The organism is Sphingobacterium sp. N143, assembly GCF_030325625.1.
Lineage (GTDB): Bacteria > Bacteroidota > Bacteroidia > Sphingobacteriales > Sphingobacteriaceae > Sphingobacterium.
In genome coordinates this window covers 358,825-381,333 of the sequence record NZ_JACAIS010000004.1, presented here as the reverse complement: position 1 = coordinate 381,333, position 22,509 = coordinate 358,825, and the positions used below count along the sequence as shown (strand labels likewise).

Here is a 22,509-nt window from a genome sequence, read left to right as displayed (position 1 = left end):
CTAAACAAACAGTATAAATCAGTATGAAAGTTTTAAAATTTGGAGGAACTTCAGTTGGAACCGTAGCGAGCCTTAAGGCAGTCTTAAGTATTGTGAAGAAATCCTATGATGCAAAGGAAAAACCTTTGGTCGTGTTATCTGCGATGTCTGGGGTAACAAACCTACTCACGCAATTGGCAGAAGATGCCGCTGCTGGTAAACCATTTTCGGAGGGGCTTAAATTATTAGAAGACAAACATTTTAATGTAGTAAAAGAATTATTGGCAGTTAAATTCCAAAATCCTGTTTTCACAAAGCTTAAACTATTTTTCAATGAGATTGAAGATCTCCTTCAAGGAATTTTTGCATTGAGAGAATTAAGTAATCAAAGTAAAGATTTAGTTGTCAGTTACGGCGAACGCTGTTCTAACTATATGGTTTCAAAAGTAATGGAACAATATATTCCAGAGACACTGTTTGTTGATGCTTCCCATTATGTAAAGACTGATTCTAATTTCGGAAATGCCCATTTGAATGAACCTTTGACAACCCAACTTGTAAAATCATTGTATATTACCCATAGTGACAAGCTTCTGTTTGTGACAGGTTTCATCGGCAGTAATGAAAATGGCCGTATTACTACATTAGGAAGAGGTGGTTCGGATTATACGGCAGCTATTTTTGGGTCCATCCTTGATGCTGAGACTATAGAAATATGGACAGATGTTAATGGGATGTTGACTGCTGACCCTCGAATCGTAAAGAAGGCTTTTTCCTTGCCAGTACTTTCTTATACAGAGGCGATGGAACTTTCTTATTTTGGAGCAAAAGTGATCTATCCTCCTACGATGATTCCAGCATTTTTGAAAAAAATACCTATTGTTATCCGTAATACTTTTGAACCTGATTTTTCTGGTACATTGATTCAGTTTGATAGTGGAAAAACGACATTACCTATTAAAGGGATTTCATCCATATCAGATATATCTGTTATCAATCTAAGCGGTTCGGGTATGATTGGTAAATCTGGTTTCAGTGGAAGATTATTCACATTGTTAGCAAGAGAACAGATTAATGTCGTATTGATTACTCAATCTTCTTCCGAACATAGTATAACCTTTGCGGTAAATCCTGCCGATGCTAAGCGTGCTATCCAATTAATAGAATTGGAGTTTGAATTGGAAATTCAAGCCAATAAACTAGTTATCCCTGCTGTTGAAGAAGACTTATCTGTTTTGGCTATTGTAGGGGAAAATATGAAGAAGACACCAGGTATGTCAGGGCGATTATTTGCCGCATTAGGACGTAATGGTATTAATGTACGGGCGATAGCGCAAGGATCATCGGAATATAATATCTCGGTAATTATTGGTAAAGAAGATCTGGCCAAAGCACTTAATGCGGTGCATGATGCGTTCTTTGCTGAACTGAAAAAGACATTACACGTATTTAACATCGGTACAGGTAATATTGGTGCAACACTGTTTAAACAGTTAGAGAATCAGCATAATTTTCTGTTGGATAAGAATGATATTGAAATTAAAGTTGTCGGTATTTCAAATAGCCGTAAGATGTTATTTAATACAGAAGGCGTAAACTTAGCTAATTGGCCTGTTGAACTTGAAAATAATGGCATTGAAGCCGATCTGGCCCTATTTGTTGAGAAAATGAAAGCATTAAATCTACCGAATTGTGTTTTTATAGATAATACGGCAAGTAAGCTGCCTGCTACCTATTACGAAGATATTTTTAGATCTAATATTTCTATCGTTACCTGTAATAAAATTGCAAACTCAGGAAAATACGCGCAGTATAAAGTGCTGCGAGATACTGCACATAAACATGGTGTGGATTTCTTTTATGAGACAAATGTTGGAGCGGGACTACCTATTGTGAGAGTACTGAAGGATCTGATGCTGAGCGGAGATAGAATATTGAAAATAGAGGCTATTCTTTCAGGGACAATCTCTTACATATTCAATAATTTCAGAGGTGATGCGTCTTTCTTTGATGTTGTAAAAGAAGCTCAGGAGCTAGGGTATACTGAGCCAGATCCAAGAGATGATCTGGGGGGAATTGATTTTATGCGCAAAATGTTGATTCTAGCACGGGATGCCGGATATACAGTAGAAGCAGAGGAGGTCGATTTGGGAGCCATACTTCCGGAAGCTTGTCTCAAAGCTAATACAGTCGATTCTTTTTATGAGGAGCTACAAAAACAAAATGCCTATTTCGAAGCGATGAAAATTAAAGCTACCAATGAGAAAAAAGTAATCCGTTATATTGGAAAATTGGAAAATGGAAAAGTTTCTATCGCGATCCAATTTGTGGATGAAAATCATCCTTTTTATGCTTTGTCAGGCAGTGATAATATTATTTCCTTTACTACAGAACGTTATAAAGACCGTCCTTTGGTTGTAAAAGGACCAGGGGCAGGGGCTGAAGTAACTGCAGCTGGAGTATTTGCGGATTTGGTAAATGTTGGAGCCTAGAAACTATTTTGAGGAAATTAATGATTTGAACAATGGCCAATAATTTAAATATAGAGTATTTAAGAAATAAGGTAATCAATCTGGACGATATGCAGGCAGAAGTTCGTGTATTCGCTCCGGCGACTGTCGCCAATATGATTTGCGGTTTTGATATTTTAGGGTTCGCAGTTGATCGTCCTGGTGATGAGGTAATTATGAGGCGAAAGCAACAGCCGGGTGTAACGATAAAGAAAATTACAGGAGATGAAGGAAGATTACCTTTAGATCCAGGCAAGAACACCGTGTCTGCCTGTGTTCAATACTTATTGCAAGCATTAAATATAGCTTCAAAAGTTGGGGTTGAGATCGAATTGCATAAGCATATGCCTATCGGTTCGGGCTTGGGGTCCAGTGCTGCAAGTACCGTGGCCGGACTTTTTGCCATCAATGTCATGTTAGGCAGTCCATTGACGAAGGAAGAGCTTTTACCTTTTTGTGTTGAAGGAGAACGTTTGGCATGTGGGACCGGACATGCCGATAATGTTGCTCCTGCGCTATATGGTGGTATTACATTGATTCGGGGAAATGATCCATTGGATGTAATTTCAATTCCTTCACCAAAAGAATTGGTAGCAGCAGTAGTTTTTCCTCAAGTCGATGTCCCCACACGTGACGCAAGGCAGTTGATCAAAGATAAAGTTTTGCTCAAGGACGCTGTAACCCAATGGGGAAATATAGCCGGCTTAGTTGCCGCTCTGTTTAAAGAAGACTATGATCTGATTGCCAGAAGTATGAAGGATATTCTTATTGAACCAACAAGGGCAATTTTGATTCCTCAGTTTTATGAAATGAAGGAAATCGCACTAGAGCAAGGTGCATTGAGTTTCGGTATTTCAGGCTCCGGACCTTCGGTCGTTGCGATCACGAGGGACGAACAGATTGCAAAAGATATCGCAGACAGCATTCAAGCCCATCTTAAAGAAAATGAAATCGAGAGCTTTGGATATGTTTCAAAAGTAAACATTGAAGGACCAAGGGTGTTAAATTAGGATTTTTACAGTACTGTGCGTGAGAATGATGCATGGTGCAACACTTCTGACTGTTTGTAAAAAACACCTTGTGCGTTTTTAGCTCTTTCAGAATTGATGTCATTAAAATAAGTATTAAAAGATGAAATTTTATAGTACAAATAATAAAGCATTAGCTGTTTCTTTCAAAGACGCCGTGTTTAATTCGCTACCGGCAGATAAAGGGCTGTATATGCCTGAACAAATTCCACAATTGGATCCTTTGTTTATCAAAAATATACAACAGTATTCCTTGCAGGAAATTGCATCGGAAGTAGCTTCAACTCTTTTGGGTAATGATATTCCCAAACCAGATTTAAAGAAGATTGTCGATGAAGCTATTAATTTTGAAGCACCAGTAAAATTCCTGACAGACAGTACGGCGGTACTGGAACTATTTCACGGACCTTCTTACGCATTCAAGGATTTTGGGGCCCGGTTTATGAGCCGGGTAATGGGCTATTTTTCCCAATCTGATGATAAATTACTGGACGTACTGGTCGCTACATCCGGTGATACTGGTGGCGCAGTAGCTTTGGGCTTCTTGGGGGTAGAAGGAACACGAGTGACCATATTGTACCCGAAAGGTAAGGTTTCTGAGGTTCAAGAATTGCAGTTGACTACAAACGGTCAAAACATACGCGCTCTGGAGGTCGATGGAACATTTGATGATTGTCAGGCACTCGTAAAACAGGCTTTTAATGATGCTGATTTAAATCAGACTTTAAGACTCACTTCGGCTAATTCCATCAATATTGCTCGCCTGATTCCACAGACCTTTTATTATTTTTATGCTTATGCACAACTAAAATCTCAAGGGATTAACGATGTTGTATTTACTGTGCCCAGTGGTAATTTTGGAAATATTGGCGCGGGTCTATTAGCCTATAGAATGGGACTTCCGGTGAAGCATTTTGTTGCTGCAACAAATGTCAATGATACTGTACCCAGATTTCTGGCTTCAGGTCAATATGAGCCTAGACCTTCTGTGCAAACATTGAGCAATGCCATGGATGTTGGAAATCCCAGTAATTGGGTTCGTATCCAAGATCTTTTCTCTGGCAATCCAACCGAATTAAAAGCAATGCTTTCGTCTTATACTTTTACAGATGAAGAAACCGAAACGGGGATGAAAATGCTCATTAGTGAAGCGAACTACATTGCCTGTCCACATACTGCCATTGCCTGGTTGGGCGCACGGGCGTATGCAAACGAACATCCAGGCAATTATGCTTCAGTGTTTTTATCCACAGCGCACCCTTGTAAGTTCCCAGATGCAATTGATGTGGATGTGTTTTCAAAAATCGCATTGCCAGATGGTGCAGCTACATTGCAAGGAAAGGAAAAATTAGCCGAACCTTTGGAAGTTGACTTTGAGGCGTTCAAAAAATATTTAATCAACCATAACTAAACGTTGAGGGCTCCATTAGGAGCCCTTTTTTATACCAAGATAACTTTCTATATAGTTCTTTAATTCAAGTTTTTTGTTTTTATCAGAAATCAGTTCATAAAGCGGGACTGTGCTTCTGTTCCAAAGCCAATAAAATCGGCGTTTTCTTCTGTCAATGTTTTTAACCATGCACTGACATCAATGGTATTCTTGGTTGGATGAAATTCGAATGTCCGAAGGTCTCCTCCTAGGACAAATGCTGAAACTTTCCAGTCTTTTAAAACTTTGTCCTCAAGTACGATTTTCTTGTTTAAATACTTAATAAGCTTTACAGATGCTCCTTTGGAACAACTAAGGATAAGATGCGTGCCATACTTTTTAACGATAGCAATAGGGCTGTTGGTCTTTACAAAATTGATAAATTCTTCCTGCTGAAATGACGCATTTTTGGCTATAAAATCATAAGTTCGATAGAAAAAATTTTCAGCGTAAAAATGTAAAAGCTGAATATTCAAGCCCGATTCGGGAATATTTGCGATTATTTCTGTTTCAGTCGTACCGAATTTTTCTGGAATAAAACCAAGCCGCAACCCCAAACTGCGTATTAACAGATCTTTTGAAATATCTTCCAGTACTTCCCCACCACCGCTTGACATGGATTGCCGATAAATTTCACGAGATTGATCCATCTTTTTTGTATCGAGGATTTTCCCGCGGAGACCTTTATTGACAAACAGTAGGTTCTCTTTTGCATCATATCCATAACCAACTACGAAAAATTGCTCAGTTTTAATTTCTTCACTGACTTTCATCTCTATTTTCTCAAATGTGGTCGAATTGACAATTTCAAGATCTTCCTCATTTTTAATTATGGGTTCAGAATCTGATTTTTTACAGAAAAATAGCGTGGTAATAATTGCAATAGTTAAAAAAAGATGTTTTAAATTCATTTTGTAAATATACTGGAATATTTCTTTCGGTGAAATTTTTATTACAATAAAGAATCTCAATTTTAGAATTAATAAGTTAATTTTGCAGCAATGAAATCAGTTTATTTAAATAAGGGTAAGGATAAGGCTGCCTGGCAATTGCATCCTTGGGTATTTTCTGGAGCAATTAAATCATTGTCTGACAAAATTGAAGACGGTGAAGTTGTTGGCGTATACAATGCCGAACGTGAGTTTATCGCATATGGATTGTTTCACAATAGCTCCCGGGTTGCCATCCGTTTATTAGAATGGAATCCAAAAGCTCAGATTGATGCTGATTGGTGGCGAGACCGCATTCAGAAGGGGGTGGGTGCAAGACAGCATTTGCTGAAAGATGGTATTACAAATACTGTACGCCTGATATTTGCTGAAGCAGACTTTCTTCCAGGACTGATTGTTGATAAATACGCTGATTTTATTTCCATCCAGATTCATTCAGTAGGTGTAGAAAAAGTCAAGGATATTATTATAGCGGAATTAAACGCTTTATTAAAGCCAAAGGGAATCTATGAGCGGAGTGATTTAAAATCGCGTGAACATGAGGGCTTGCCGGATACAAATGGTCTATTGTTTGGTGAAATGCCTTCCGAATTTGTAGATGTCATCGAAAATGGTATTCATTATAAAGTGAATATCATCGATGGCCAAAAATCTGGATTTTATTGTGACCAACGGGAGAATAGACTGTTGACAGCACAATATGTTGTAGGTAAGCGCGTGCTGGACTGCTTTTGTTATTCCGGCGGATTCACGCTGAACAGCTTAAAGGCTGGTGCAGCTGAGGTTGTATCCGTGGATAGTTCTGCTCTGGCTATTGAAACGTTGGAAAAAAATGTAACCGAAAATGGGTTTGAACAAAGTAAACATAAGGCGATATTGTCTGATGTTAACAAGCAGTTGCGTAAGTTTATTGAGGATGGTGACAAATTTGATTTGATCATTTTGGACCCACCAAAATATGCTCCTTCCAGATCAGCTCTGGAACGTGCATCGCGTGCTTATAAAGATTTAAACCGTCGTGGATTGATGCTTTTGAACAGTGGCGGACTTTTAGCAACATTTTCTTGTTCCGGAGCAATGGACATGGACACATTCAAGCAGGTACTTGCATGGGCTGCATTGGATGCAGGTAAAGAAATACAGTTTATTAAACAATTTCACCAACCCGAAGACCATCCTGTCAGGGCTTCATTTCCTGAAGGCGAATATTTGAAAGGATTATTGGTTCGGGTATTATAAAGTAAGTAAAGACAGTTCAGGTTGATTTTGAGAAAATCGACCTTTTTAATTTTTAGTAAGACCATGATTGATAAAAAAACAGCAACGAGACCTATTTTTTCCATTTTATTTGCCGTAAGCATGGTACATCTCTTGAATGATTTGATTCAAGGTGTAATTCCCGCTACCTACCCTCTGTTAAAAGAAGAACATCAGCTGAGTTTTTCTCAGGTTGGGATGATTACTTTGGTTTATCAGATAGCGGCTTCTATCTTCCAGCCAGTTGTCGGTTCCTTTACAGACAAACATCCAGTGCCGTATTCACAGATTATAGGTATGTCTTTTTCCCTCGTGGGAATGCTGTTGTTTTCTCAGGCGCATACTTACGAATGGATCCTGTTTTCTGTTTTTTTGGTCGGCATAGGTTCTTCTATTTTTCATCCTGAATCCTCACGGGTAGCTTATATGGCATCCGGCGGACGGAGGAGTATGGCACAATCTATTTTTCAGATTGGTGGAAATGCGGGCACAGCATTAGCACCAATAATTGTTGCATTCTTGATTTTACCCCGTGGACAACAGGCCATTGCTTGGATGTGTTTATTTACAGTCATAGGCCAATTTATTTCTTATTACATTGGTACCTGGTATAAAAAACGTTTACAAAGTACTTCTAGATCGACAAAAAGAGCCATACGTGTTCCGGATTTACCTAATATGCGAATTGTGATGACCGTCATCATACTTTTATTATTGATCGTATCAAAATATTTCTATATTGCGAGCATCACCAATTATTTTCAGTTCTATACAATGAAAAAATTTGGTATAGATGAAGTCGAGGCACAGGTATATCTGTTTTATTTTCTGATTGCAGTTGCGGTAGGGACCTTGTTGGGTGGGGCATTTGGTGACCGTTTTGGCCGAAAATATGTTATTTGGTTTTCTGTATTTGGGGTAGCGCCTTTTGCATTGATTTTACCCTATGTCGGTCTGACAATGACCGGAATACTGATCGTCGTAATTGGTCTGATATTATCATCAGCTTTCCCCGCAATTATTGTCTATGCTCAGGAGCTCTTACCGAGAAAGTTAGGCATGGTATCTGGTTTGTTCTATGGTTTTGCATTCGGAATGGGAGGGATTGGATCCGCCGTGCTAGGGTGGCAGGCAGATCATACTTCTATTGAGTTCATTTATCATTTATGTTCGTATCTACCATTAATTGGCATTGTAGCATACTTTCTTCCTGATCTTCAAAAAACAGCGTATAAGGAGATCTCGGGTAGTTAATTCTTTACGATATTATGGCGGTGGCTTCAATCTTTATCAACAAGTCATCCCGAAAGCTTAGAAACCTGTGCTAGTGTGCTAAAAACTATCTTTTAAGTTTTTGGTATGAATTGCAGTAACAAGAGGCTGCCCTGTTAAGGACGCCTCTTTATTTCTAATTTATTTGATGCATTCCATCCAAGCTGAGGCCATCATCTGCGCGCCAGCAAGCGTGGGATGAACACCATCTGCCGCCCAATATGCCCCAGGGGCACTTTTTTGTGCATTATCAAATACTTTTTGGTAAGGAAGGAGTATCGCATTAAATTCTTTGGCAACATCGCGTGCCGCATCCTGATAGGCTAAAAATTTGGGGTACCAGGCTTCGGTAATGTGTCCGACACCTTTTACAGCAAAAGGTTCTCCAATTATCAATTTAACATCTGGAAGTTTTTGCATAGTGTTCTGAAGCAATTGTTGGTACTGCGTTTTATATTCTTCAACTGTTGTTTTAGCACCTCGATCGATGGTTCGCCAAAAGTCGTTTACACCAATCAGGATACTTAATATCGTTGGTTTAAAGGCTAGTGTATCTTCTTCCCACCGTTTTTGAAGATCTGGAACACGATTGCCACTGATCCCTGTATTATGAATTTTTAATTTTTTTTCAGGATACTTATTCAATAATTGACTCGCGGCTAGTAGTGCATAGCCATGCCCCAACGCTCCTGTGTCATTCGGGTTTCTATTATTCCTATCACGGCCTACGTCGGTGATGGAGTCTCCCTGAAATAAGATAATATCTTCATCACTCAAATTGATCTTTGAAGATTTCGCCATGTTTTCATGGGCAAAGACATCGTTTCCCATGAAATTGGCCCCAGTCAAAAGACCAGCGCCAATAATGCTTTTTTTGATAAATGATCTGCGGTTTGTGCTCATTATTAGGTTTTTTGTACCTAAATCTACATACTTAAGTATACTTTTCCAAACCTTTTGTAATGATGTTACAAGCTTTTTCTATTTCAGCTTCAGTGATGGTCAATGGCGGAGCGATACGCAATGCTGTTTCGCAGTGGAGGTACCAATCAATCATTACACCGTGTTCAGCACAATATTTACTAACGTTATAAACCTGATCAAAAGAATCTAATTGTAGACACATCATAAGCCCTAATCCCCTAATTTCTCTTATCGCAGAATGATCGAGCTTATTTCTAAATAAAATCGCTTTATTGGCAACCTGTTCGACCAGATGTTCTTCTTTGATGACTGCGAGTGAAGCACGTGCTGCAGCACAGCTGACTGGGTGTCCACCAAATGTCGTGATATGTCCCAGCATCGGATTATCTTTGATCACATCCATCACTTCTTTTGCTGCAATAAAAGCTCCTAACGGCATACCACCGCCAATACCTTTGGCGAGCATCAGAATATCCGGAACAATACCAAAATGTTCAAAAGCAAATAACTTGCCTGTCCGACCAAAACCAGTCTGAATTTCGTCAAAAATTAATAAGGTCCCAGTTTCATCACAACGTTGTCTGACAGCGCGCATATAAGATGCATCAGGTACTCGGACACCAGCCTCTCCTTGGATGGCTTCCAGAATAACTGCTGCGGTTTTTTCTGTGATTTTATCGAGATCAGATGAGTCATTGAACGTAATAAAATCTATGTCGGGGAGAAGTGGGGCATAGGCCTCACGGTATTCATCGTTACCAATAAGACTAAGCGCACCTTGTGTACTTCCGTGATAAGCTTTCTTTGCCGCAATAATCTGTTTTCTTCCAGTATATTTTTTTGCTATTTTCATTGCTCCTTCCACAGCCTCTGTTCCACTATTGGTCAGGTATACAGATTGGAACGTTGAAGGAAGTTCAGCTAATAACTCAGTGGCAAACAGAACTTGGGGAGCCTGGACAAATTCACCATATACTGTGACATGGAGGTAATTGTCCAATTGTTCTTTGATTGCCCTAATTACCGTTGGGTGACGATGTCCAATGTTGCTGACATTAAAACCGGAGACGAGATCCATATATTCTTCTCCATTTGGGCCATATAGGTAAATACCCTCAGCCTTGACTACTTCAACCAATCTAGGAGAGCTAGAAGTTTGAGCAGTATTCATTAAAAATAATTGTCTATTGCTTAGCATGATATTACAAATGTCCGAAAATAAAAAAGAAGTCGCTAAGACTTCTTTTTTATTTCGGTAATTTTATCGACCTCTATTTCGTAAAGATTTGTACAGATGTTCCCTAAATTCCTGTTCTACTTCAAAGAACTGGGATGCACGGGAACTCCCAATGACTCTTGCAAATTTGCCCCTATATTCTTTTTTAACGTCCACTTCTTTTGCATCGTATTGCAATACATCTCGGGATCTAGAACCTCCTCTGAAACTATTTTTTGGAGCTCCATTTAATTTAGCTTTCCTTAAATTCCATAATGTTTGGCTATATTCATTATAGAGTGGAAAAAACTGCTGTGCCTCTTTTGGGGTCAAATTTAGTTCTTTAGTAATGTAAGCTATTTTTTCGTTCTCAATAGCTTGAAATCGGTTTCTGTCTTGTGCAAAGCCCAAGGCAATAGAAAATATACTAAAGAACAATGTTATCCATATGCTTTTCTTGTTAAACATCATTATAAGGTATAATTTAGATAATCTTCTATTTCTTGTTTGGATATATTACTTCCAAACCCTTGGGTTGGAAGATTTGCTTCATCTGTATATTGAACCATATAAACTATGTCATCCCCCGAACCGGAAGCAGCAAGATAATTGATGATTTCCTGCTTAGGAATCTCGGATAAATGTTGAGCCAATTGTTTTTCAGCCATATTTTCGTCCGAGTTGACATCATCTTGATATTGATAGCCCAAATATCCACCAATACTTAACATTGCCACGAAGGAGGCTGCCACTGCATATCTGGAATACCATGTTCTCTTTCGACCTATTTGATGGATAAGTGTATGGCTTTCAGAAGCTTGTATGGTAGCCATAATGTTCTCTGAAAGGGTATCAAAATACTGTGGTGGAACATTAAAATCCGTGGAAGGAACAGTCAGTTTCAATTTCTCTTCTGTAACACGAGCAAGGATATTATCCGTAAGTTCGCTATGGTAATCTACAGGAACAGAAAAACCATCCATAGGAACCGTTTCTTTCAATTTCTGTTCTGCGATACGTGTAAAGATTTTGTTTTCCAGTGTTTCTGCGTAATCAGTGGCAGGTAATGAGAAACCATCAGATGAAAGTGTTGCTTTTAATTTCTGTTCTGAGATTCTGTTAAAAATACTTTCCGTTAATCGTGTAGAATAATCTTCAGGAGCATCGAAACCGTCAGTAGCTATTTGAGTTCTCAGCGAATTTTCAGCTATTCTGCCTATAATAAAATCAGGAAGTGAATCAAAGTATCCATCAGGAACCTCAAAATGAGGTTTCTCCTTGCATTCAATCAAATTGACTTGCATTATTATCTTTGATTCTAAATCACTGAAATAATTTTTAGGCATGCCAAAAGGATTTTCACGCAATGATTCTGGAAGATTATTAGATTCCAGCCCATCATGATATGTGCCATTTTCCTTCATAGTATTTGTTAGAACCTAATTTCGCTAAAAGGTTTAATCGTGGTTACTAAAAAAAGATTCTATTTTTTTTACCGCCAGATGATAAGATGCTTTTAATGCGCCTACACTTGTGCCCAGTACCTCAGAAATTTCTTCATATTTCATATCTTCAAAATATTTCATATTAAAAACCAGCTTCTGTTTTTCTGGTAAGGTTAATAAGGCCTGTTGTAATTTCATTTGGGCTTTATCTCCATTGAAATAATTGCCATCAGCAAGTGTTTCTGCCAAATAAGCAGTCGTGTCGTCATCCAACGACACGTTCTGCTTTTGTTTTTTCTTATTTAGGAAGGTAATACATTCATTTGTTGCAATACGGTACAGCCATGTATATAACTGCGAATCCTCCCGAAAACCTCCGAGGTTTTTCCATACTTTCACAAAGATATCCTGTACGACATCATCTGCATCATCATGATCGATTACCATCCTTCGCACGTGCCAATAAATCTTTTGCTGATATTTCTTCAACAATAAACGGAAAGCTTCTTCTCGTGTACTTTCTTCAGCAAATTTTGCTATGATTAAAGCGTCATCCATATATTGACCTGCGTAATTTTATTTATTTTCTTTTGATTACTTTTTGAACTGCGGAAACAATAGACTCGGCATTTAAGCCATATTTCTCCATTAATTGAGCAGGTGTACCTGATTCGCCAAAGCTATCGTTAACGGCCACATATTCTTGCGGCGTAGGTAAATGTTTGGCCAATACTTGAGCAACACTATCGCCCAAACCACCGAGACGATTGTGTTCTTCTGCGGTAACGACACATTTAGTTTTTGCGACAGATGCTAAAATAGCTTCTTCATCTAAAGGTTTAATCGTATGAATGTTGATAATCTCAGCATTGATGCCCAATTCCGCTAATTTTTCACCCGCTTGAATAGCTTCCCATACTAAATGCCCTGTTGCAATGATGGTGACATCGGTCCCTTCATTCAATAATACCGCTTTTCCGATCACAAACTCTTGATCTGCAGCTGTGAAATTAGGAACGACAGGACGACCGAAACGTAGATAAACGGGACCGTCAAATTTAGCTGCAGCAATCGTAGCTGCCTTTGTTTGATTAAAATCACACGGGTTGATAACAGTCATTCCGGGAAGCATTTTCATCAAACCAATATCTTCTAAGATTTGGTGTGTCGCACCATCTTCACCTAACGTTAAGCCCGCATGTGAAGCCGCAATTTTTACATTCTTCCCTGAATATGCAATGGACTGACGGATTTGGTCATAAACACGACCTGTTGAAAAATTCGCGAATGTACCTGTAAAAGGAATCTTACCTCCAATAGTAAGTCCGGCAGCAATACCCATCATGTTTGCTTCAGCAATACCAATTTGGAAAAAGCGTTCCGGGAATTCTTTTATAAAATCATTCATTTTTAATGAACCGATCAAATCGGCACATAATGCAACCACATTTTCATCTTGCTTACCGGCTTCTAACAAGCCAGCTCCAAATCCCGAACGTGTATCTTTTGACTCTGTGTACGTATATTTTTTCATTTCTAGTAATCTCCTAAAGTTTCAGTAAGTTGATTCAATGCCGACGCCAATTGTTCGTCATTTGGAGCAACACCGTGCCATTTATGAGAACCCATCATGAAATCAACACCTTTACCCATCTCCGTGTGCAACAAGATAACCACAGGTTTACCTTGTCCAGTACGAGACTTCGCTTCTGCCAGACCTGCAACCACCGAAGTCATATCATTTCCTTTGGTGACTTCCATGACATCCCAGCCAAAAGCTTCCCATTTTGCACGTAAGTTTCCTAAAGATAGTACTTGGTCAGTAGACCCGTCAATCTGTGCATTATTATAATCAACAGTTGCAATCAAGTTGTCAATCTTATTGTGCGGTGCATACATTGCAGCTTCCCAAACTTGGCCTTCTTGCAATTCACCGTCTCCCATTAATACATAAACTAGATTATTGTCTTTATTCAATTTTTTTGCCTGTGCGGCACCAATAGCAGCAGATAATCCTTGACCTAAGGAACCTGATGCAATACGAATGCCCGGAAGCCCCTCATGTGTCGTTGGATGACCTTGTAATCTTGAATTGATTTTTCTGAATGTTGCCAGTTCGCTTACTTCAAAATACCCTGCATGTGCCAATGTACTGTAAAATACAGGTGAAATGTGTCCGTTTGACAAGAAGAATAAATCTTCTCCTTTTCCATCCATGTCAAAGGAAGGATTACGTTTCATCGCATTGAAATAAAGCGCCACAAAATAATCTGTACAACCTAATGAACCACCTGGGTGGCCTGATTGACAAGCGTGTACCATACGTACGATATCACGTCTTACTTGTGATGCAATTTGTTCTAGTTTGTTAATATCTGCACTCATTTTTTTTGTTGGTTTCACAATTGGTCGTAAAGTTAACTATTTTTAAGCTAGATGCTTGCTAAAAAGTGAATTTCTTTCTTTAATATGCTGATTAGGTTGAACAGGTCTCTGATTGTCGAACTGTCCTGCAGTGATCACTTTTGACTTTTTAAGTTTGACTTTTTTTGTACCTTGCCTTTAATTATAAAAACCACAATTTTTCATTATAATGCCCAATCAATTTAAAAGGCTTTTGCTTCTATCAGCATTGTCATCGCTGTATTTCCATTCTTCCGCTCAAGATAATTCCATTTATCATAAAGATTGGATTGACTTCAATAAAAATGGGAGAAAAGATCTCTATGAAGATGTTAAACAGCCAATAGATCGCCGTGTAGAAGATTTATTGAGTCAGATGACACTACAGGAGAAAGCCAATCAAACGGTTACACTCTATGGTTACGGCCGGGTATTGAAAGACGAGCAACCTAATGCATCCTGGAATGATGAGGTATGGAAGCATGGTTTGGCCAATATAGACGAAATGCTGAATAGCTTGGCTTATAACAAGTCCGCAAAGAGCTCTTTTTCCTACCCTTTTAGCCGTCATGCTCAAGCCCTAAATAATGTTCAACAATGGTTTATTGAACATACCAGATTAGGCATTCCAGTTGACTTTACCAATGAAGGGATTCATGGTCTTAATCATGACCGGGCGACACCACTACCTGCTCCGATAAATATTGGAAGTACTTGGAACAGAACATTAGTTCGAAAAGCAGGAGATATTATTGGACGAGAAGCCAAATATTTAGGGTATACGAATGTATACACACCAATCTTGGACGTGTCTAGGGATCCGCGCTGGGGCCGGGTCGTGGAGACCTATGGAGAGAATCCTTTTCATATTGCTGAAATGGGGAAACAAGTTGTGCTGGGAATCCAACAAAATGGCGTAGCGTCAACATTGAAACATTATGCCGTCTATTCAGTACCCAAAGGAGGGAGGGATGGAAATGCGCGTACAGACCCACATGTAGGGTTTCGTGAAATGCATACGCTTCATCTATATCCATTTAAAAGGGTTGTCAAAGAAGCCAAACCCTTAGGAATTATGAGTAGTTACAATGACTATGACGGTGTACCTGTATCTTCAAGTAAATATTTTTTACAGGATCTATTGCGCAAAGATTATGGCTTTGAGGGATATGTAGTGTCGGATAGTGAAGCATTAGAATTTATTTATAATAAACATCATGTGGCTGCAGATTATAAAGATGCAATTAGACAGGCCTTAGAAGGTGGACTCAATGTGCGCACGAATTTCGAGCCTCCCAGTACATATTTAACGCCATTAATGGAGCTGCTCAATGCGGGAGGGCTTGATATCCAGGTATTGGATCAGCGTGTTCGTGAAGTGTTGACTGTGAAATTTAAGCTTGGATTATTTGATCATCCACTGATTAAGAACCCTGTACTTGCAGATAAAAATGTACATACTGCAGCCGATGAAGATGTTTCGTTGCAAATAAATAAGGAATCCATTGTGTTATTGAAGAATGAACAAAACCTTTTGCCAATTGATGTGAAAAAATACAAGCGCATTTTAGTGACCGGTCCTATGGCGGAAGCGAGTAATTATACAACAAGTCGATATGGACCATCTAACAATCCGATTACCACAATTAATGACGGGTTGATGGATTATGCAAAGTCAAAGGCGATTCAAATCAATTACATCAAAGGAGTAGATGTTGTGGACAAAAACTGGCCTGAAAGTGAAATCATCCCGACAGAACTTTCCAATGAGGAAATTGAAAGTATGACAGCAGGAGTTAAGCTGGCCCAGGAGTCTGATTTAATTATTGCCGTGATGGGAGAGTCTGAACGTGAAGTGGGAGAAAGCAGATCACGGTCGGATCTTAATCTACCCGGCAGACAGCGTGATTATCTGATGAGATTGAAGGAAACAGGAAAACCTATTGTCTTGGTTCTGGTCAATGGACGGCCATTGTCGATCAATTGGGAAAATAAATATCTGCCTGCTATCGTTGAGAGCTGGTTCCTGAGCAATCAATCCGGGAGAGTCATATCTGATGTATTATTTGGCGAATACAATCCTAGTGGAAAACTTCCGATTTCCTTTCCCAAATCTGTTGGACAGATTGAGATGAATTTTCCAACCAAACCTGCAGCACAAGCTGGACAACCCGGGGTTGGACCCAATGGTTGGGGAAATAGTCGCGTTGTCGGGTTTTTATATCCCTTCGGCTATGGATTAAGTTATACAGATTTTCGTTTCTCGAACCTACGGCTTGAAAAGAAGCAGATTCGGCCGACAGATTCTTTGACAGTTTCTGTAGATGTTGAGAATATCGGTCAAAGGAAAGGAAGTGAAGTGGTGCAACTTTATATCAAGGATGTATTGTCTTCGGTAACCACTTATGAAATGGACCTGAGGGGTTTTGAGAAAGTTGAATTAGGGGTAGGAGAGAAAAAGACCGTTGAATTCTCGGTTCTACCTTCCCATTTAGAATTGTTGGACCAACATCATCATTGGACGGTGGAGCCTGGGATGTTCGAGGTCTTTATTGGAAATTCATCTGAACATCTACCACTAAAAGATTCATTTGAAGTGGTGAAGTAGTACCAAGCCAGGGGAGTGAGGAAAGGTTCCTGATAGTGTGATCCAGTTCAAATATTAGTAGTTTAATAGGTTACTATTCAAAAAGAAAAGGATCCAGTATTTCAAATTCTACTGGATCCTTTTTCATGAAGTGCCTAAATGATAATAACTACATGGCTTCAGCAACCACTTCGGTGACTTCAGGAACCATACGTTTCAATAAACCCTCTATACCGGCTTTAAGTGTAATAGTTGAGGAAGGGCAACCGCTACAGGAACCTTTAAGTTCAACGGTTACAATACCTTCACTGAAGGATTTGTAGTGAATTGCACCGCCATCTTGTTCAACGGCAGGTCTTACATAATCATGTAGTACTTGTTGTATCTTAATTTCAGTTTCAGTTCCTTCAAAATTGACTTCTGCATCATGATGTATTGCTTTTACAGCAAGCTCAGATTCAACAGCACCCTTTACAAAATCTTTTAACAAGGCCTCGATATCATCCCATTCGGCATCATCCGTTTTGGTAATGGTCACAAAATTACTGGCAAAGAAAACCCCGTTTACAAAATTGAACTTGAATAGTTCTTGGGCAAAAGGTGAATCTTGAGCCGCCTCTTTATTTGGAAAATCCACACTACCATTGATCAATAACTTATTGACCAAAAACTTCATCGTTGAAGGGTTGGGAGTAGATTCTGTATATACGTTAATAGTAGCCATTTAATTATAAATTTTATTCCAAACAAATATATGTCAAAAGAAGCTTTCTTAAGGTCATCTATAAGTCAAAGCTTATAAAGTGATACCCGTGTAATTAGAAGGGCTGATGGCCTTTAATTCTTTTTTGACTTCTTCAGATATGTTCAGATTATCCACAAATGTTGCTATAGTTTCTTTGGTGACATGTGTGTTTGTACGAGTCAAGTCTTTCAATGCTTCATACGGCTTTGGATAGCCTTCTCTGCGCAAGATCGTTTGCAGTGCTTCGGCAACCACGGCCCAATTGTTATCCAAATCATTGGCAAGGGCTGGTTCATTAAGAATTAATTTACGTAAGCCCCTTAATGTAGATTTTATAGCAATTAAGGTATGTGCAAATGGAACGCCGATATTACGTAATACGGTGGAATCTGTTAAGTCTCTCTGAAGCCGGGAGATGGGTAGTTTGGCCGATAAGTGTTCGAAAATAGCATTGGCAATACCCAGGTTCCCTTCCGCATTTTCAAAATCAATAGGGTTGACTTTATGTGGCATTGCAGAGGATCCGATTTGGCCAGCAGTAATCTTTTGCTTAAAGTATTCCATGGAAATATAAGTCCAAATATCACGGCAAAGATCAATGACAATATTGTTGATACGTTTCAATGCATCACAGCTGGCGGCAAAGTTATCGTAATGTTCGATTTGCGTAGTCGTCTGTGAACGATCCAAGCCCAATATATTATTGACAAAGTTATTGCCGAATGTGACCCAATTCGTTTCAGGATAGGCGACATGGTGTGCGTTGAAATTACCAGTTGCTCCGCCAAACTTAGCTGAATAAGGTATAGTATGCAAAAGCTGCAATTGACGCTCAATCCGTTCAATAAATACGTATATTTCTTTACCTAAGCGTGTTGGAGATGCTGGTTGACCATGTGTACGAGCCAACATAGGGATGTCAGACCAAGAGGTTGCCAATGATTTTAATTCATGCAGCAACTCCTCAATAGCAGGAGTATAGCTTTCTTTGACCGCTTCTTTCCATGATAATGGAATAGCAGTATTGTTGATGTCTTGTGATGTCAATCCAAAATGAATGAATTCAAGATAATCCTGTAATGCTAATTTTTCAAATTGATCTTTTAAAAAATATTCAACAGCTTTGACATCATGATTGGTTACCTTTTCTGTATTCTTGATCCATATCGCGTCCTCTTCTGAAAAATTGCGATAAATATCTCTTAATTTCTCATGTAGCGCTTTGTCGAAATGTTGCAATTGAGTGATTCCTGATTCGCTTAATGCAATAAAATATTCAACTTCAACACGTACACGATATTTGATGAGGGCAAATTCGGAAAAAAAAGCCGAAAGTTCATGCGTATTATTGTAATAGCGTCCGTCAATAGGCGTGACTGCTGTTAAGGATGATAAAGCCATAGATTGAATGATTTTTGGCAAAGGTAAAAAAATGCTTGGAGCTTAGCAATTTAATTGATGAAGATAAAAAAAGCCTCCCTATCGAGGAGGCTTTTTATACTGATTAAATTTTGTTTCAATGAACTATTTAGCAGCTTGAGTTGAATCAACTGCAGCTTTAGCTGAGTCTACTTTATTAGCAGCTGAATCAACAGCGGTGTTTGCTGAGTCCAATGCAGTGTTAGCTGAATCTAAAGCAACATTAGCTGAATCAGTAGCTGCATCAGTGCTTTTACCAGTCTCACCACATGAAGCGAAAGCAATAGTTAAAGCTAATCCTAAGAAACCTAATTTGAATGTGTTTTTCATCTTATTAAAATTAAAGTAATTTCTAAATCTTGTTATTTAAGGATTAATACCTATAAATTTAAAAGGTAACCCGATTTTTTATTTTTTTATAAAAAAAAGGGCCTTTCATATGAAAAGCCCTTTCAAATACGTTATTCAGTCCTAAATTATTTAGTAGCAGCTGAATCAACTTTAGTAGCAGCTGAATCAACTTTAGTAGCAGCTGAATCCAATGTGTTAGCAGCTGAATCAACTAAAGCAGAAGCTGAATCTACAGCGTCTTCCGCTTTTTTCTCAGTGTTGTTACAAGATGCGAAAGCTACAGTTAAAGCTAAACCTAAGAAACCGAATTTTAATGCGTTTTTCATTTTCTAATTTTCTAATTTAAATTGAAATAATTTTCTTTTTCATTTCTTAATACACATAAACCAAAAAGGTAACCCAAAAAATGTATATTTTTTTAATAGGTGTTAATTGATTGTAAATCAATTGTTTGTTTTTGTTATTTTCTGCTATAAACTATTTTTTGAAAAGTAATTTATGCTGATCTAGAAAAAGGAAGTTGAAATTTGGCGGATCTTTGGGCCTCTAGTTAGAGAAGCTGTATAGATTCATTTCTATAGAATACCTTGGATGCTAACAAAACAATTTTCAATTATTTTTATTATTTTAAGAGGAAAGCGCGTAAACAAAATTGCAATATGTTTGATAAAGTTAAAAATATAATGGATTTGGCAAAATCAATAGACTTTGGCAAATTGGAAGAAATCTCGAAGAAAGTAGACTTAGGAGCTGTGATGGATGCGGTATCAAAAATGGACGACAAGCAACTTCATGGTCTGATGAAAATGTTAAGTGCCGGAAAGGAAAAGAAAGAATTGCCCCCTATTAATGGTGATTTCTATGATATGGATAGTAAGCTGAATGAATCCGATCGAGCATTGCAATTAAAAGTAAGAGAATGTATGGAGTTGGAAGTTAAGCCTATAGTTAATAAGTATTGGCTAAGAGATGAATTCCCTTTTGAGATTGTGCCGAAACTTGCAGCATTGAATATCTGTGGATACACCTATGAAGGTTATGGTTGCATGGGTGGAAGTTCACTGATGGAGGGGATCATTGCTGCTGAAATAGCAAGGGTAGATGCATCAGTTGCTACATTCTTTGGTGTGCAAAGTGGTTTAGCGATGGGATCGATTTATATTTGTGGGTCTGAGGAGCAAAAACAGGAATGGCTACCAAGGATGCAAAAGATGGAAATTATAGGAGCCTTTGGTCTGACAGAACCTGAGGTGGGATCGGGAGTTGCAGGAGGGCTGACCACAACTTGTAAGAAAACATCAGAAGGCTGGGTATTGAATGGCCAGAAGAAATGGATTGGTAATTCTACCTTTTCTGATATGACCATTGTTTGGGCCAGGGATCTTGACGATGGTGAGGTAAAGGGATTTATTGTTCGTAAAGACAATCCCGGTTTTTCAGTTGAAAAGATTAAAGACAAAATGGCCTTACGAATTGTTCAAAATGGTCTTATTACTTTAGACAACTGCCTTGTTCCGGAAGCAGATCGTCTACAGCATGCAAATTCTTTTAAAGATACGGCAAAAGTATTGCAGATGACCCGTGCCGGAGTGGCCTGGATGGCGGTAGGATGTGCAAGAGGGGCCTATGAAAATGCCCTGGATTATACACGGAAAAGAAAACAGTTTGGCAAACCTATTGCTGCCTTTCAACTGATACAGAATCACCTGGTTGAGATGCTGTCAAATCTGACGGCTATGCAGACCTTGGTATTTAGGCTATCAGAGCTTCAAGATACCGGGCAATTACGTGACGAACACGCTTCATTAGCGAAGGTTTTCTGTTCCTTGCGTACACGCGATATCGTATCCAAAGCAAGAGAGGTTATGGGCGGGAATGGAATTCTACTGGAATATAATGTTGCTAGATTCTTAGCTGACGCCGAAGCGATTTATTCCTATGAAGGCACTAAGGAAATTAATTCTCTGATTGTTGGCCGCAGTATTACCGGATTTAGTGCTTTTGTTTAATATAGTAATTGTTGATTTGTAGCGAATGTAAGACGACAAATTCAGAATTTATAAAAACAAAAACAGGCCTTGGCTGATCCAAGACCTGTTTTTGTTTTTATACTCTTGATTTATGATATGAAGAGGGATCTATTTTCGTTGAAATCTCATGATGGCAATATCTCCCATAATGAACGTCAAGGTGTTTTCGCTGATACTATAGGTGTTCACTTTCTCCAATGTAGAGAAGAACGTTGCTTCTCCATTACCTTCACAAGCCATTTTTGTGGACATGATAGGTCCAAAGCTGATCGTATTGCCTTCAGTCTTAAAAGTTGCACTATAATTGTTGCAACTGCTGTTGCCGTTTACCTTTTCATCCGTCAGGTTGAATGTCATGGTTGGTTTACGGTTGGGGTATAGGCCGTCAAAAGCGATACGAGATCCGGAGATGTAATCGAGTTCCCATGTTCCACTGATATCCTGCTTTTCGGTTTCAATTAACTTAAATTTTGCCAATAGAGTCATCTTTGCTTTGTTCAAACTAAGTATGCCGTTGTTTATTGCATAATTGTCGGCTGACAGCAGTGCTTTGGAAAGGGCCCGTTCTATAGACATATCTGGACAGGCCATCATGGTAGACATTCCCTGTGAAAATTTAATTTTCCCATTTTTAGATACGGTTAGTTCTCCTCCAATACCATTACAACCAGCGTTAGCACTGTAGTTCTTTTCTTCCATCTGAAGATACGGGACTCTGCCATTGATTTGTTGCGCTACAGACTGACCATTGACTTCAATCAATTGCCACTTTTTTCCAAGGAGGCCAGTATCTAAATGATTAACATGTTGTTCGTCTACCTTCTTTTTTGCGACAGAACAGCTCCCAAGACCCATGGCTATCATGGTGAATAATATGATATTACTAAATTTCATATGTCAATTTTATAATTATTAAACACCCATACAAACGTTTGGTTTGACAAAGTGCTACAAAAAGTCATAA

General features: G+C 38.8%; 20 protein-coding genes. 7 read left to right on the top strand and 13 right to left on the bottom strand.

Annotation, left to right across the window (positions count from 1 at the left end; translation table 11 throughout):
• The first annotated feature begins 23 nt into the window (after positions 1–23).
• The 3 genes from thrA to thrC all read left to right on the top strand — a co-directional run bounded on the left by thrA (position 24) and on the right by thrC (position 4,928).
• Complete coding sequence (gene thrA / locus HX021_RS10625; protein ID WP_286590256.1) at positions 24–2,471, top strand: bifunctional aspartate kinase/homoserine dehydrogenase I; 2,448 nt, start codon at positions 24–26, stop codon at positions 2,469–2,471.
• Positions 2,472–2,560: 89 nt separating this feature from the next.
• Positions 2,561–3,499, top strand: coding sequence for a homoserine kinase (locus tag HX021_RS10620; RefSeq protein ID WP_286590367.1), 939 nt, complete (start codon positions 2,561–2,563; stop codon positions 3,497–3,499).
• 121 nt (positions 3,500–3,620) lie between these two features.
• Positions 3,621–4,928 carry a threonine synthase gene (gene thrC / locus HX021_RS10615; RefSeq protein WP_286590255.1) on the top strand — a complete coding sequence of 436 codons (1,308 nt, stop codon included), beginning with the start codon at positions 3,621–3,623 and terminating at the stop codon, positions 4,926–4,928.
• A gap of 89 nt (positions 4,929–5,017) precedes the next feature.
• On the opposite strand, the gene HX021_RS10610 is transcribed toward thrC, so the two are convergent.
• The gene (locus HX021_RS10610) at positions 5,018–5,857 is read right to left on the bottom strand and encodes a hypothetical protein (protein ID WP_286590253.1); all 840 of its coding nucleotides are present in this window, start codon (positions 5,855–5,857) and stop codon (positions 5,018–5,020) included.
• 90 nt (positions 5,858–5,947) lie between these two features.
• Here HX021_RS10610 and HX021_RS10605 point away from each other — a divergent pair, with 90 nt between their 5' ends.
• Both HX021_RS10605 and HX021_RS10600 read left to right on the top strand, forming a co-directional pair.
• A complete protein-coding gene (locus HX021_RS10605) occupies positions 5,948–7,135 on the top strand; it encodes a class I SAM-dependent rRNA methyltransferase (protein ID WP_286590251.1) in 1,188 nt (395 codons plus the stop codon).
• Between the two features lie 63 nt (positions 7,136–7,198).
• A complete protein-coding gene (locus HX021_RS10600) occupies positions 7,199–8,407 on the top strand; it encodes an MFS transporter (RefSeq protein ID WP_286590249.1) in 1,209 nt (402 codons plus the stop codon).
• 159 nt (positions 8,408–8,566) lie between these two features.
• Here the strand turns inward: HX021_RS10600 and HX021_RS10595 are convergent, their stop codons facing one another.
• The 7 genes from HX021_RS10595 to HX021_RS10565 all read right to left on the bottom strand — a co-directional run bounded on the left by HX021_RS10595 (position 8,567) and on the right by HX021_RS10565 (position 14,395).
• Positions 8,567–9,328, bottom strand: coding sequence for an SGNH/GDSL hydrolase family protein (locus HX021_RS10595; RefSeq protein WP_286590248.1), 762 nt, complete (start codon positions 9,326–9,328; stop codon positions 8,567–8,569).
• Positions 9,329–9,359: 31 nt separating this feature from the next.
• A complete protein-coding gene (locus HX021_RS10590; RefSeq protein ID WP_286590246.1) occupies positions 9,360–10,547 on the bottom strand; it encodes an aspartate aminotransferase family protein in 1,188 nt (395 codons plus the stop codon).
• Positions 10,548–10,610: 63 nt separating this feature from the next.
• Positions 10,611–11,036, bottom strand: a complete 426-nt coding sequence (locus HX021_RS10585; protein WP_286590245.1) for a hypothetical protein — start codon at positions 11,034–11,036, stop codon at positions 10,611–10,613.
• Positions 11,036–11,989 carry a hypothetical protein gene (locus HX021_RS10580; RefSeq protein ID WP_286590243.1) on the bottom strand — a complete coding sequence of 318 codons (954 nt, stop codon included), beginning with the start codon at positions 11,987–11,989 and terminating at the stop codon, positions 11,036–11,038. The genes HX021_RS10585 and HX021_RS10580 overlap by 1 nt, the downstream gene beginning before the upstream one ends.
• 33 nt (positions 11,990–12,022) lie before the next feature.
• Positions 12,023–12,568, bottom strand: coding sequence for an RNA polymerase sigma factor (locus HX021_RS10575; protein ID WP_286590241.1), 546 nt, complete (start codon positions 12,566–12,568; stop codon positions 12,023–12,025).
• Positions 12,569–12,590: 22 nt separating this feature from the next.
• Positions 12,591–13,544, bottom strand: coding sequence for a transketolase family protein (locus HX021_RS10570; RefSeq protein WP_286590239.1), 954 nt, complete (start codon positions 13,542–13,544; stop codon positions 12,591–12,593).
• Positions 13,545–13,546: 2 nt separating this feature from the next.
• Positions 13,547–14,395: a transketolase gene (locus tag HX021_RS10565; protein ID WP_286590237.1), complete on the bottom strand. Its 849-nt coding sequence runs from the start codon at positions 14,393–14,395 to the stop codon at positions 13,547–13,549.
• 208 nt (positions 14,396–14,603) lie between these two features.
• Between HX021_RS10565 and HX021_RS10560 the strand changes: the two genes are divergently transcribed.
• Complete coding sequence (locus HX021_RS10560) at positions 14,604–17,021, top strand: glycoside hydrolase family 3 N-terminal domain-containing protein (RefSeq protein WP_286590233.1); 2,418 nt, start codon at positions 14,604–14,606, stop codon at positions 17,019–17,021.
• 148 nt (positions 17,022–17,169) lie between these two features.
• Here the strand turns inward: HX021_RS10560 and HX021_RS10555 are convergent, their stop codons facing one another.
• From HX021_RS10555 to HX021_RS10540, 4 genes are all read right to left on the bottom strand, one after another.
• A complete protein-coding gene (locus HX021_RS10555) occupies positions 17,170–17,724 on the bottom strand; it encodes a NifU family protein (protein ID WP_286590232.1) in 555 nt (184 codons plus the stop codon).
• A 72-nt stretch (positions 17,725–17,796) separates the two neighbouring features.
• A complete protein-coding gene (purB, locus tag HX021_RS10550; protein ID WP_286590230.1) occupies positions 17,797–19,146 on the bottom strand; it encodes an adenylosuccinate lyase in 1,350 nt (449 codons plus the stop codon).
• A gap of 123 nt (positions 19,147–19,269) precedes the next feature.
• A complete protein-coding gene (locus HX021_RS10545) occupies positions 19,270–19,494 on the bottom strand; it encodes a hypothetical protein (protein WP_286590227.1) in 225 nt (74 codons plus the stop codon).
• 146 nt (positions 19,495–19,640) lie between these two features.
• The gene (locus tag HX021_RS10540; RefSeq protein ID WP_286590226.1) at positions 19,641–19,841 is read right to left on the bottom strand and encodes a PG1828 family lipoprotein; all 201 of its coding nucleotides are present in this window, start codon (positions 19,839–19,841) and stop codon (positions 19,641–19,643) included.
• Positions 19,842–20,174: 333 nt separating this feature from the next.
• Between HX021_RS10540 and HX021_RS10535 the strand changes: the two genes are divergently transcribed.
• On the top strand, positions 20,175–21,524 hold the full coding sequence (locus HX021_RS10535) for an acyl-CoA dehydrogenase family protein (protein ID WP_286590225.1): 1,350 nt from the start codon (positions 20,175–20,177) through the stop codon (positions 21,522–21,524).
• A 129-nt stretch (positions 21,525–21,653) separates the two neighbouring features.
• Here the strand turns inward: HX021_RS10535 and HX021_RS10530 are convergent, their stop codons facing one another.
• Entirely contained in the window at positions 21,654–22,439 is a 786-nt protein-coding gene (locus tag HX021_RS10530; RefSeq protein WP_286590224.1) for an META domain-containing protein, read from the bottom strand.
• Positions 22,440–22,509 lie beyond the last annotated feature (70 nt).

What these genes read in the sequence shown, in the direction of transcription:
- thrA (WP_286590256.1), top strand. Translation starts at nt 24, where the DNA reads ATGAAAGTTTTAAAATTTGGAGGAACTTCAGTTGGAACCGTAGCGAGC.
- HX021_RS10620 (WP_286590367.1), top strand. Translation starts at nt 2,561, where the DNA reads ATGCAGGCAGAAGTTCGTGTATTCGCTCCGGCGACTGTCGCCAATATG.
- thrC (WP_286590255.1), top strand. Translation starts at nt 3,621, where the DNA reads ATGAAATTTTATAGTACAAATAATAAAGCATTAGCTGTTTCTTTCAAA.
- HX021_RS10610 (WP_286590253.1), bottom strand. Translation starts at nt 5,857, where the DNA reads ATGAATTTAAAACATCTTTTTTTAACTATTGCAATTATTACCACGCTA.
- HX021_RS10605 (WP_286590251.1), top strand. Translation starts at nt 5,948, where the DNA reads ATGAAATCAGTTTATTTAAATAAGGGTAAGGATAAGGCTGCCTGGCAA.
- HX021_RS10600 (WP_286590249.1), top strand. Translation starts at nt 7,199, where the DNA reads ATGATTGATAAAAAAACAGCAACGAGACCTATTTTTTCCATTTTATTT.
- HX021_RS10595 (WP_286590248.1), bottom strand. Translation starts at nt 9,328, where the DNA reads ATGAGCACAAACCGCAGATCATTTATCAAAAAAAGCATTATTGGCGCT.
- HX021_RS10590 (WP_286590246.1), bottom strand. Translation starts at nt 10,547, where the DNA reads ATGCTAAGCAATAGACAATTATTTTTAATGAATACTGCTCAAACTTCT.
- HX021_RS10585 (WP_286590245.1), bottom strand. Translation starts at nt 11,036, where the DNA reads ATGATGTTTAACAAGAAAAGCATATGGATAACATTGTTCTTTAGTATA.
- HX021_RS10580 (WP_286590243.1), bottom strand. Translation starts at nt 11,989, where the DNA reads ATGAAGGAAAATGGCACATATCATGATGGGCTGGAATCTAATAATCTT.
- HX021_RS10575 (WP_286590241.1), bottom strand. Translation starts at nt 12,568, where the DNA reads ATGGATGACGCTTTAATCATAGCAAAATTTGCTGAAGAAAGTACACGA.
- HX021_RS10570 (WP_286590239.1), bottom strand. Translation starts at nt 13,544, where the DNA reads ATGAAAAAATATACGTACACAGAGTCAAAAGATACACGTTCGGGATTT.
- HX021_RS10565 (WP_286590237.1), bottom strand. Translation starts at nt 14,395, where the DNA reads ATGAGTGCAGATATTAACAAACTAGAACAAATTGCATCACAAGTAAGA.
- HX021_RS10560 (WP_286590233.1), top strand. Translation starts at nt 14,604, where the DNA reads ATGCCCAATCAATTTAAAAGGCTTTTGCTTCTATCAGCATTGTCATCG.
- HX021_RS10555 (WP_286590232.1), bottom strand. Translation starts at nt 17,724, where the DNA reads ATGGCTACTATTAACGTATATACAGAATCTACTCCCAACCCTTCAACG.
- purB (WP_286590230.1), bottom strand. Translation starts at nt 19,146, where the DNA reads ATGGCTTTATCATCCTTAACAGCAGTCACGCCTATTGACGGACGCTAT.
- HX021_RS10545 (WP_286590227.1), bottom strand. Translation starts at nt 19,494, where the DNA reads ATGAAAAACACATTCAAATTAGGTTTCTTAGGATTAGCTTTAACTATT.
- HX021_RS10540 (WP_286590226.1), bottom strand. Translation starts at nt 19,841, where the DNA reads ATGAAAAACGCATTAAAATTCGGTTTCTTAGGTTTAGCTTTAACTGTA.
- HX021_RS10535 (WP_286590225.1), top strand. Translation starts at nt 20,175, where the DNA reads ATGTTTGATAAAGTTAAAAATATAATGGATTTGGCAAAATCAATAGAC.
- HX021_RS10530 (WP_286590224.1), bottom strand. Translation starts at nt 22,439, where the DNA reads ATGAAATTTAGTAATATCATATTATTCACCATGATAGCCATGGGTCTT.